A 10319-nucleotide genomic window follows, 5' to 3' on the forward strand; every position below is an offset into this window, starting at 1 on the left:
GCCGGAAGCAGTCACCCTGCTCGGTGCTCCGTCGAGTCGCACTGAGCGCCGCAGAAGGAAGGGGACTCGGGAGTCCGTGGAGTCGAGGTCGATGCTCCGGGGGAGACCGACTCGGCGGCCCGCGGAGCCGGGCTCGTGGGGCCGCGGGAACGGGATCGATGCTCCGGGGCTCGGATCAGCCGCGGGGGCCCGTGCCGCGCCCGCCGCCGGCTCCGCCCATGCCGCTCGCGGTGATCTCCCCGGCGGTCGCGGTGGCGAGCTCGGTGCCGTCGCTGACCAGGGTGTACGACTCCCCGTCGACCACCTGGTCGCCGGTGGCGATGATCGCCGCGCTGGCCTTGGTCAGCGTGATCGTCGCGACGGTCGTGCCGGAGGAGTCCTGCACCTCGAGGGTGTCGCCCGCGTTCGCCGCGCTGCTCAGCGAGAACTGGACGGCGGGGTGCTCGGAGTCCTCGCTCGGGGAGACGACCATGCCTCCGGCATCGGCCGTGACCAAGGAGCCCCCGGTGACGATGTAGCTTCCGTTGACGTCGACCGCACCGTTGCCTGCGTTCGTGGGGCCGTTCACCGTGGTCTCGCCGCCGGAGATCGTCAGCGACCCGTTGGAGTCCAGCCCATCGCCCTCCGCGTCGACGGCGAGGGTGCCGCCGCTGATGGTGAGGGTCGAGCCGTCGTCGCCCATGCCGCCGCCCGGGCCGAAGCCGCCCGCCGTCTCCGCATCGTCGCTGGTCTCGGAGTCGTCGGAGGCGACCGCATTGAGTCCGTCGTCGCTCGAGGTCACGGAGATGTCGCCGCCGCTGATGAGGATCGAGGCGGATTCGATGCCCTCGTAGGAGGCCGTGATGTCGACGGTGCCGCCGGAGATCTCGACCGCCTGCTCCCCGGTGATCGCATCGTCGCCCGCGTCGATGCTCAGCGTCCCGCCGGAGACGAGCACCCAGCCGCGGTCGGCATCGGTCGCGTTGTCCGACTTCAGGGCATCGTCGCCGGCGCTGATCGTGACGTCGCCGCCGGTCAGGGACACGTAGTCCTTGCCGCGGATGCCGTCGTCCGCCGCGGTCACCGACAGGGTCCCGCCCAGGATCGCGAGGCCGTCCGAGGAGCTGATGCCGTCGTTCGTGCTGCCGGTGACGGTCAGGGAGCCGTCCCCGGCGATGGTCAGGTCCGAGGCCGAGGCGATCGCCGCGACGGGCGTCGCATCGTCGGCGACAGAGTATCCGGAGCCGTCGGCGACGGAGTTCTCCGTGCCGGAGGCGAGAGAGATCGTCACCTCATCGGCGCTGGTCACGGAGATGCCGGGGCCGCTCGAGCTGGCGATGGCGGCGCCGTCGAGGACCAGGGTGACGGTCTCGTCCTCCGCAGCGGCGACCACCACCTGGCCGTCGCTCAGGGACCCGGTGATGCGGTAGACCCCGCCGGCGGTGATGGTGACCGTCGAGCCGTCGATGCTCACCGCGTCGCTGTCCGAGGTCGATCCCGAGTCCGCGAGCGTGATCGTCTGCTCGTCCGCGGCGTCCCAGGTGAGGTCGTCCTCGTCGACGTGGGTGTCGATGCTCGCGAGTCCCCCGGCGACGGTCTCGGTGGTCGCGGTCGTCGAGGCCGTCGTGGAGCTGGAGGAGTCGGTCCCGGTGATCGCCGTCGCGGCGCCGCAGGCGGCCAGGGCCATGGCGGCCAGGCCCACCGTCGAGGCCATCATCATCCGGCGCAGCGAGCGGAACCCGGCAGGGCCGCGACCCCCGGACCGAGGGGTGGGCGACGGGGCGGGGGAGGGAGTTGGGGTGTTCGGCGTGGTCATGGCGGGGTCCTTCCGGAGTCTGAACGGGTGATGGATCCAGGTTCGGCGCCGCTGCTGTGCGGGGCCTATGCCGATCCGAGGCGAGGGATGTGCGGATCGCCGCGCGGGGTCAGGCGGCGTGAAGGTCGAGTCGGCCCAGCGTGCGGTGCCAGCGGTTCGCCGCCAGCTCGGGGCGCAGGAGCGCGAGCCCGACGGCGTACTTCGACAGCCGCAGCGGCCGATGCCCCAGCGCCCACAGCAGCCGGTCCGCCGGGCCGGGGCGGGTCCCGGCCTTCGTCTCCACCACCACCAGCTCGGTGAGGCTGGTGGACGCCCCGGTGACCGGGTCCGTCCAGGCCAGGGCGGCGTCGACGGTGATGCGGGAGGGGTCGGAGCGGACATCGGCCGGGGCCGCCATCAGCGTGGTGCGGTCGTAGGCGGTCGCGAGCACCGGGTGCAGCGCGCCGGCGGGGACGGGGATCCCCGCCTCGGCCAGCTGGTCGAGCACGAACTCCGCCGCCTCCCCGCGCAGGTCGCCCGGTGACGCAGGGGAGGGACCGGGAGAGGCCGGCGGCAGCGGGTCCGCGGCCAGGGCCAGGCGCACCTTGCTGCTCTCCCCGCGGCCGGTGCGGGTCTTCACCTCGAGGAACGCGGCGCCGGTGTCGAGGTAGTCGCGACGGCGCACCTTGAACCGGCGTCGCCGGCCCGTCGCCGCCGCCCGGTAGGAGGCCAGCTGCGCGGTGTCGTAGTACACCGAGCGGTACCCGAAGGTGCGGCGGCCTGCGATCTCCAGGACCTGCAGATCTGCGGACATCTCCTGCAGCAGACGGTGGACGGCGGAGGCCGGCACCAGGTACTTGCGGTCCACGCGCGTCATGAGGGAGGCCTGCTCGGTCAGCTGCTCCAGGCCGATGGCCGGGAGGTCCAGCAGGGCCGGCCGGGGCGTCGGGCGGGCCGTCGGCGCGGCGCTCATCGTGCGGCCCCGCTGAGGGAGGCCACGGGCGCGGCGGACGCGGCGCCCGCCGATGCCGGCATCGAGCCCGGTGCCGGCGAGGTCGAGGTCGAGGTCGAGGGCGAGTGCGCGGCCGGCACCTGCGCGGATGCCGCCGTTGCCGTGGACATGGCCGATTCGGCCGGTGCCGGTGCCGGCGTGGGCGCGGGGCCGGGGGCCGCCATCGACCGCTCCGCTCGGGGGTCGCGGGAGCCGGCCCGCGGCATGCGATAGCGCACGTCGACGGTGGTGGTGTCGGTGACGAGATCCAGCTTCTGCAGGGACACGGCCGTGACTTCGGCGCCCAGCATCTGCTCGAGATGCTCGCGCAGCAGGTCTTCGTCGCCGATGGCCCGGTCCAGGACGATCAGCTGGCGCCGCGAGCGGGCCATGATCGCGGGGTGGTCGACGATGCCCATCGTCACCAGGATCAGAGCCATGAAGGCCAGCGACATCCAGATCGGGGTGATGCCCAGCCCGCCCACCAGGCCCAGGGCGAGGGTCGCGAAGTAGTAGGCGATCTCGTGCTGGGCCAGCTCGTCGGAGCGCAGACGGATGATCGACAGCACGCCGAACAGGCCCAGGCCCAGCCCCGCGGTCACGGCGGAGTTCGCCAGCAGCGCGGAGACCGCCAGCACCCCGACGTTGATGCCGAAGAACGCGACCACGAGGTCGCGGCGGCGGTGCCGGGGCCAGTAGACGCCGGCGGCGAGGACCGTCACGGCGATCAGATCGGCGAGGTAGAGGATCGGTGCGGACATCGGGGGCTCCTGGGGGGTCTCGGGACGCCCGGGGTCCCGGGCGGTGCGGGATCCACCCTCGGAGCCGATGCTGTGGATCGGCTATGCCTGCCCTGTCGTGCCTGTATGCACTCCGGTCGCCCGGGGTTCACCGGCCGTTCATGCGTTCCCGGGAGGTGCCGGGCCTACTCCTGCGGCGCGTCCGCCAGGATCTCCTCGAGCCGGGGCAGCACCGCGTCCATCGGCCCGGAGGCGTCCAGGTGGAGCACCTCCTGGTTCAGGTCGGCGGCCATCACCGCGATGCGCCGCCCCATCTCGAGGGCGTCCTGGACCGCGAGCCCCGCGTCGTTGGCCGCCTGCTCGGGCCGGGTCGGGGCGGCGCGCCGGGCCGCGAGCCGCACGCGCAGGGCATCGGCCGGCAGCTCCAGGAAGACGTGCGCGAAGCGGGCCCCGCTGCGGTCGGCGAGCTGCTGCAGCGCGACCGCGAACTCCGGCCGGGCGAGCAGCTGGGGGATCACCACGCTGCGGCCCGCCGCGAGCTCGCGCCCGGCCTGCGCGAGCACCTGCTTGCGCGCCTCCAGGCCCGCGGCGTGCGGGTCCTGCGGCCAGGCGGGCAGGCCATGCTTGACGACGTCGACGTCCAGCGCGGTCCGCTGCGGGTGCGAGCGCGCCAGGGCCTCGGCGAGCGTCGACTTCCCTGCCCCGGGCGGGCCGTTGAGCAGGAGCAGGACGGGTGTGGCGGGGCGGCTCATGCCCCCATGATCGCCCTCGTGGCCGGGCGCACAGCATCGGCACAGCTCGGACGGGGTCCCGGGCACAAGCTCGCCGCGCACCGTACCGGGCATGAGCACGCACCGCTTCGACTCCCGCACCCCCGCCCACACGCTGCCCGAGGACGACTCCCCGCCGGGCCGGTCCCGCCGGGCGGACCTCACCCGCCGCAGCCTGCTGGCGGGCGGTATCGGGGCCCTGGCGCTCACGGGCGGCTCGGCGGCCTGGGCCTACGACCGGTTCCTGCGGGAGGAGGTCGATGTCGAGGACGTCTCCGCGCAGGAGGCCGCCTCCGGCGTCGCGGCCGGCACCCTCGTCCCTGCCGACGGCGTCTACAGCTCCACCGGGTACACCTCCTCGACGACCACCCTCGAGATCACCCGTTCCGCCACCGGCAGCGGCGACACAGCCCTGGCCTGGTACGCGGCCGACGTCACCGTGAGCGATGCCCGGCTGATCCGCTCCGCCTTCGCCGAGGACGACTTCGGCCGCAACATCACCGAGATGCCCTCCGCGATCGCCGAGCGGGCCGGGGCGGTGCTCGCGATCAACGGCGACTACTACGGCTTCCGCGACACCGGCATCGTGATCCGCAACGGCATCGCCTACCGCGACGAGCCGGCGCGGGAGGGCCTGTGCTTCTTCGCCGACGGCCGCACCGCCGTGTACGACGAGACCGCGACGACCGCCGACCAGCTGATCGCCGACGGCGCCTGGAACACCCTCTCCTTCGGGCCGGCCGTCCTCGTGGACGGCGCGGTGCCCGACGGCATCGAGGACGTCGAGGTCGACACCAACATCGGCAACCATTCGATCCAGGGGGAGCAGCCCCGCACCGCCATCGGCGTGATCGGCGAGAACCACCTGGTCATGCTCGTCGTGGACGGCCGATCGGAGGGATATTCTCGCGGCGTCGGCCTGCCGGAGCTCGGCGGGATCCTGCTCGACCTCGGCTGCACGAGCGGCTACAACCTCGACGGCGGCGGCTCCTCGGTGATGCTGCTGGACGGGGAGATGGTGAGCGACCCGCTGGGCCGCGGCCGGGAGCGCGCCACCAGCGACATCCTCTACGTGGCCGGGTGAGGACGATGACGATCTCCCGGCACCCTGCCCGCCCCCGGACCACCGCCGCTGCGGTCGGGACCCCCGCCGCACCCTCCCGGATCCCCACCGCGCCGCTGCCGGCCGTGGCCGCCCCCGTGGTCGTGATCCCGGCGCTCGCCCCCGACTCCGCCCTGCCGGATCTCGTCCGCCGCCTCGCCGGGCGCGGGATCGAGATCGTGGTCGTCGACGACGGCTCCGGCCCCGGCTACGACGTCGTCTTCGACCGCTGCGCGGTGCTCGGCGCCGTAATCGCGCGCGAGGCCGTCAACCGGGGCAAGGGGGCGGCGCTGCGGCGCGCCCTCGCCCTGGTCCAGGACCTGTACCCGGGAGCCGGCGTCGTCACGGCCGATGCCGACGGACAGCACGCCCTCGTCGACGTCCTCGCCGTGCGCGACCGGCTGATGGGGCAGGGCGCGCGCGGTCCGGAGCGCCCGCTGGTCCTCGGGGTGCGCACCGCCGAGCGCGTCGGCGTCCCCCTGCGCAGCCGCCTGGGCAACGCGGTGAGCGCTGCCCTGTTCCGTCTCGCCGGCGGGGTGCGGCTCGCGGACACCCAGACCGGCCTGCGCGGGATCCCCGCGGAGCATCTCGACTGGGCGCGCTCCCTGCCCGGGGACCGCTACGAGTACGAGACGACCATGCTGCTGCGCGCCGCGCGCGGCGGCATCGGCCTGGACAGCATCGCGATCCGGACGGTCTACCTCGAGGACAACGCCTCCAGCCACTTCCGGCCGCTGCGCGACTCCCTGCGGGTGCTCGCGCCGATGCTCGCTTTCGCCGCCTCCGGTCTGCTGGCCTTCGCCGTGGACACCGGGCTGTTCGTCGCCCTCATGGCGGCGACCGGGCTCCTGTGGCCCTCGCTGATCGGGGCACGGCTGGTCAGCGCCGGGGTGAACTTCGCCGTCAACCGCGGGCTCGTCTTCCGGGCCCGGCACGCCGGGGCCACCGACTCCGAGGGGCGCTCCGGCCGGGGCCGGATGCTCCCGGACCTGCTGGGCTACGCCGCGGTCGCGGCCCTCGTGGCCCTCGGCGGCGGGCTGGGGATCGACGCGCTGATGGCCCTGGGCGTCCCGGTGCTCGCCGCGAAGGTCCTCGCCGACCTGTCGCTGTTCTGCGTCAGCTACGCGCTGCAGCGCGCGGTGGTGTTCGGGCGCAGGACGGGACGCTCCGGTGCGTGAGCAGTCGGAGAGTGTGAGGACGCGAGCCGGTGACGCTCGTACTCGAATGCGACGAGCGGGGCGGTGGGCTCGGTGAGCGCTCCACGGACCTCGTGAGGTTCAGCAGATCATGTGCACCGCAGGGCTTCGTGGTGCCCGGCCAGGACTGCGCTGCTGGAGCGACTTGACACACGCATGGCCGCCCTTCAGACGGCTCTTGAAACTCGGCATGAGACCATGCAACCCTGGAGAGGCAACAAAATGCACCGGTGTAGCAACAAGTTGCGTCCATGATTGGAGGAACATGTTAGCCCGTCCTGAGACTCGCGAGAGCGCCCTGCTAGGCCCGCTCCTGATCGTCAATCCCAAGGCCTACCTCTACGGCCCGCAGCTGCTGGATCTGGCCGTGCTTGTCGACGAGGTAGCCGCCAGCTCGAAGGTCACGACGATCTTCACTGCCCAGCACGCGGACTTGCGTCTGGTGGCCGAGCGCACCCGACATGTCGTCGTGACCGCGCAGCACATGGACCCACTGCGCCCCGGGCGCGGGATGGGCCACGTGCTGCCGGAGTCCCTCGCTGCTGCGGGCGCCCGCGCCGTGGTCCTGAACCACGCCGAGCACCCGATGTCTCTCTCAGATCTTGACGTGGCCCTGGAGCGATCCCGCGAAGTGGGGCTCGCAAGCATCGTCTGCGCCGACTCGGATGCCCAGTGCCACGCCGTCGCGACGCTGGGCCCGGACGTGATGATCTGCGAGCCGACCGCTGCGATCGGCACCGGGGCCATGGACGAAGGGGACTACGTGCGCCGCACCACCGCAATCGTCAAGGCCGTTGACCCCTCGATCCTCGTTATCCAGGCGGCCGGCGTCACCAGCGGGGCCGATGTCGTTCGGGTGCTGGCCGACGGGGCCGACGGCTCCGGGGGTACCAGCGGGATCCTGCGCCACCCGGACCCGCGGTCGCTCCTGCTCGAGATGTGTGAGGCCCTGCGAGCTCACCCCGCAGCGGCCGGCCGGTCCCGTACCCCCACCCCGACGCCCACTGCACTACCCCAGGAGCCGACATGCTGATCACCCTGACCGAGGCACTCGCCCACGCCGAGCGCCACGACATTGCCATCGCTGCCGTGAACACCCCCTTCTTCGAGGCACTGCTGGGCGCGATCGATGTGTGTGAAGTCACCGGCACCCCGATGATCCTCCAGTTCGCCCAGGTCCACGAGGGCATCGTCGGCATCGAGGAGATCGGCCCGGCGATGGTCGAGTTGGCCCGTCGCTCCAGCGCGCCCTTCGTGCTGCACGTCGATCATGGGGAGGACCTCGAGTACATCCGCAAGGGCCTCGAGATCGGCTTCACCTCGTGCATGATCGATGGCTCCCATCTGCCCTACGAGCAGAACGTCGCTCTGACCGCGCAGACGGTTGCCCTGGCTCGGGAGGTGGGCGGCATCGGTGTCGAGGCGGAACTGGGTGTCATGACCGGCAATGAGAACGGCGACCCGTCCCAGGGAATCGCCGACGCGGCCCTGTACACGGACCCGGAGCAGGCGCGGGACTTCGTCGCACGTACCGGCGTGGACGCCCTGGCCTGCTCCTTCGGGACGGTGCACGGATTGTATCGACGCCAGCCGGAGCTCGACCATGCACTCATCTCCCGCCTGAGGGAGGCGACCGGAGTGCCGATCGTCATGCACGGTGGCTCCGGCCTCTCCCCGGAGGACTATCGGCGCAGCATCGCCGCGGGCGTGCGCAAGATCAACTACTACACCTATGCTGCCCGCGCCGCCTACGACGCCGTCGTCCCCTTGGTCGAGGACGAGAACGTCTTCCTCTTCTCCAACCTCGCGCGGGCGGCCCGCTGTGCCGTTCGCGAGGATCTGTCGAGCTTCACGAGGATTCTCGCCGGGGACGCTGATGCCAAGAAGGGAAGGGTATGAGCACCTTCTCGCGAACCGTCTCTCTGCACTCGCATGGCGGAACACCGACATTCCTCGACGTCACCGATCAGGTGCGCGCGGCGATCGCCGACAGCGGCATCACCACGGGTACCTGCACGGTCATCTCTCCGCACACGACCTGTGCGGTCTACTACGACGAGTTCGCCCACGATTCCTTGGCCGACGGCACCGACTTCCTCCAGGCGGACCTGGATGCTGCCCTGTCGCGCATGTTCCCGGCCCAGCAGGACTTCCCACCCGCGCAGGGGTACCTCTACCCCGGTGAGGAGCACTACCGCGAGGTCGAGATGTGGCCGGAGGCCGCGACCTATCTGCCCGGCGGTGACCGCCGCCAGCTTCTCAACGCCGATGCGCATCTCAAGGCCACGCTCATCGGCTCCAGCGAGATGGTCGCGGTGCTCGGGGGCGAGGCGGCAGTCGGGGCGACCGGCTACCTGTTCTTCGTCGATTTCGACCGCTCCCGACCGCGCGAGCGGCGCTGCCACATCGTCGTCAGCGGCGACTGATCTCGGCATCGCGGGCTCCGACATACTGGAGGCTCTCCGCTTCTGGCCCGGCGTCTCCGGCGCCGGACGGCCAGACGATAGGGAGGATCTTCGTGGCACGACGCGATCGCCGCACGCTCATCGAGGCGGCCCGGCTCTACTACCTCGAGGGTCAGGACCAGACCGCCGTCGGAGAGATCCTGGGTCTGTCCAAGTCGGGGGTTTCCCGCGTCCTGCGCGCCGCCAAAGACGAGGGGATCGTCCGCTTCGAGATCGTGGACGACGAGGAGGACGTTCGCCGTGATGCTGACCTCGAGCAGCAGCTGCGGACAGTCCACGGCTTGCGGGCCGTTCGCGTGGCCCGCGGTCCAGGTGAGGGGCGCGATCCCGTGGACCGTGTGGCCCGCCTGGGCGCCGAGGTGTTCTGCGAGCTCGCTCCCGACGCCTCTCGGATCGGTTTCGGCTGGGGCGTCAGCATCCAGCGCCTCACCGAGGTGATCCCTTCCCAGCGCCTCGCCCCCGGCACCAGCCTCGTCTCTCTGGTGGGCGGCATGCCGACCGTGGACACCGCTGTCTCCGGAAACCACATGCTGGTGCCGCTCGCCGAGCGCACCGGCACCCGCACCGAGCGATTCGATGCCCCGGCGATCGTCGAGTCCCGAGCAACTTTCGATGCGCTCCGCTCCGAGACGTCCGTGCGCGCCGCCCTCGAACGGGCGCGCCACTGCGAGCTCGCCTTCGTCGGCATCGGCTCCTACGGCCGTGGCACCTCCCGACGGATCCTCGAGGCAATGCATCTGGACGCGGAAGAGTCCCAGCGGTTCGTCGCCCAGAAACCTTGCGGTGACTTGTGCGGTCACTACTTCGACGCGCAGGGCCGGCCACTCGGCGAGCCTTCCTCCCACCGGGTCATCGGCCTCACCGTCGAGGAGTTGCGAGCAATGCCGCTCGTGGTAGGTCTCGCGGCGGGCGTCGAGCGTCTTCCCGGCGTCCGCGCCGCTCTCCGCACGGGGGCGCTGGACATGCTGGTCCTGGACGCGGACCTGGCCCGGGCGCTGCTGGCCGACGAGGTTCACCTCCAGGGGGCCGCGGATGAAGGATCCGCCTCCTCCACCGCGGCGCATGTGACCGTCGAGGCCCACTGCCCGCGTTGCGGCTTCCCCATCACCCCGGCGGGGTGAACCCACCGGACTGTACGCAGCCGGTGGGACAACAACCGGTGGGTCAGAGGCCCAGCTGCTCCAGGAGGGGCAGGCCGGCGCGGACGGCCTGCTTCGCGGCGGAGGCGGTGGGGGCGGCCACGGCCGCGGCCGCGAGCTCCTTCGCCTGCTCGAGGGAGAC

The 10319-nt window shown here is 72.1% G+C and carries 10 protein-coding genes; 6 read left to right on the forward strand and 4 right to left on the reverse strand.

All coding sequences use genetic code 11. The features are described from left to right. Nucleotides 1–175: 175 nt before the first annotated feature. The 4 genes from ABD234_RS11790 to ABD234_RS11805 form a co-directional block, all read right to left on the reverse strand. Nucleotides 176–1795, reverse strand: coding sequence for a carbohydrate-binding domain-containing protein (locus ABD234_RS11790; RefSeq protein ID WP_344356382.1), 1620 nt, complete (start codon nt 1793–1795; stop codon nt 176–178). Nucleotides 1796–1904: 109 nt separating this feature from the next. Continuing rightward, complete coding sequence (locus ABD234_RS11795; RefSeq protein ID WP_344356384.1) at nt 1905–2747, reverse strand: polyphosphate polymerase domain-containing protein; 843 nt, start codon at nt 2745–2747, stop codon at nt 1905–1907. Continuing rightward, the gene (locus ABD234_RS11800; RefSeq protein WP_344356386.1) at nt 2744–3526 is read right to left on the reverse strand and encodes a DUF4956 domain-containing protein; all 783 of its coding nucleotides are present in this window, start codon (nt 3524–3526) and stop codon (nt 2744–2746) included. Before ABD234_RS11800 ends, ABD234_RS11795 begins: the two co-directional genes overlap by 4 nt. A gap of 164 nt (nt 3527–3690) precedes the next feature. Then, entirely contained in the window at nt 3691–4257 is a 567-nt protein-coding gene (locus ABD234_RS11805; protein ID WP_344356388.1) for a P-loop nucleotide/nucleoside kinase family protein, read from the reverse strand. Between the two features lie 91 nt (nt 4258–4348). Here ABD234_RS11805 and ABD234_RS11810 point away from each other — a divergent pair, with 91 nt between their 5' ends. From ABD234_RS11810 to ABD234_RS11835, 6 genes are all read left to right on the forward strand, one after another. After that, nucleotides 4349–5359, forward strand: a complete 1011-nt coding sequence (locus ABD234_RS11810) for a phosphodiester glycosidase family protein (protein ID WP_344356390.1) — start codon at nt 4349–4351, stop codon at nt 5357–5359. Nucleotides 5360–5364: 5 nt separating this feature from the next. Continuing rightward, nucleotides 5365–6555: a GtrA family protein gene (locus ABD234_RS11815; protein ID WP_344356392.1), complete on the forward strand. Its 1191-nt coding sequence runs from the start codon at nt 5365–5367 to the stop codon at nt 6553–6555. Nucleotides 6556–6838: 283 nt separating this feature from the next. After that, on the forward strand, nt 6839–7606 hold the full coding sequence (locus tag ABD234_RS11820; protein ID WP_344356394.1) for a triose-phosphate isomerase: 768 nt from the start codon (nt 6839–6841) through the stop codon (nt 7604–7606). After that, on the forward strand, nt 7600–8472 hold the full coding sequence (locus ABD234_RS11825; protein WP_344356395.1) for a class II fructose-bisphosphate aldolase: 873 nt from the start codon (nt 7600–7602) through the stop codon (nt 8470–8472). Before ABD234_RS11820 ends, ABD234_RS11825 begins: the two co-directional genes overlap by 7 nt. Continuing rightward, nucleotides 8469–8999, forward strand: coding sequence for a YjbQ family protein (locus tag ABD234_RS11830; protein WP_344356396.1), 531 nt, complete (start codon nt 8469–8471; stop codon nt 8997–8999). Before ABD234_RS11825 ends, ABD234_RS11830 begins: the two co-directional genes overlap by 4 nt. A 92-nt stretch (nt 9000–9091) precedes the next feature. Next, nucleotides 9092–10159 carry a sugar-binding transcriptional regulator gene (locus tag ABD234_RS11835; RefSeq protein ID WP_344356397.1) on the forward strand — a complete coding sequence of 356 codons (1068 nt, stop codon included), beginning with the start codon at nt 9092–9094 and terminating at the stop codon, nt 10157–10159. Nucleotides 10160–10319 lie beyond the last annotated feature (160 nt).

It is taken from the genome of Brachybacterium phenoliresistens, from assembly GCF_039530785.1.
GTDB classification, from domain to species: domain Bacteria; phylum Actinomycetota; class Actinomycetes; order Actinomycetales; family Dermabacteraceae; genus Brachybacterium; species Brachybacterium phenoliresistens.

What these genes read in the sequence shown, in the direction of transcription:
- ABD234_RS11790 (WP_344356382.1), bottom strand. Translation starts at nt 1,795, where the DNA reads ATGACCACGCCGAACACCCCAACTCCCTCCCCCGCCCCGTCGCCCACC.
- ABD234_RS11795 (WP_344356384.1), bottom strand. Translation starts at nt 2,747, where the DNA reads ATGAGCGCCGCGCCGACGGCCCGCCCGACGCCCCGGCCGGCCCTGCTG.
- ABD234_RS11800 (WP_344356386.1), bottom strand. Translation starts at nt 3,526, where the DNA reads ATGTCCGCACCGATCCTCTACCTCGCCGATCTGATCGCCGTGACGGTC.
- ABD234_RS11805 (WP_344356388.1), bottom strand. Translation starts at nt 4,257, where the DNA reads ATGAGCCGCCCCGCCACACCCGTCCTGCTCCTGCTCAACGGCCCGCCC.
- ABD234_RS11810 (WP_344356390.1), top strand. Translation starts at nt 4,349, where the DNA reads ATGAGCACGCACCGCTTCGACTCCCGCACCCCCGCCCACACGCTGCCC.
- ABD234_RS11815 (WP_344356392.1), top strand. Translation starts at nt 5,365, where the DNA reads ATGACGATCTCCCGGCACCCTGCCCGCCCCCGGACCACCGCCGCTGCG.
- ABD234_RS11820 (WP_344356394.1), top strand. Translation starts at nt 6,839, where the DNA reads ATGTTAGCCCGTCCTGAGACTCGCGAGAGCGCCCTGCTAGGCCCGCTC.
- ABD234_RS11825 (WP_344356395.1), top strand. Translation starts at nt 7,600, where the DNA reads ATGCTGATCACCCTGACCGAGGCACTCGCCCACGCCGAGCGCCACGAC.
- ABD234_RS11830 (WP_344356396.1), top strand. Translation starts at nt 8,469, where the DNA reads ATGAGCACCTTCTCGCGAACCGTCTCTCTGCACTCGCATGGCGGAACA.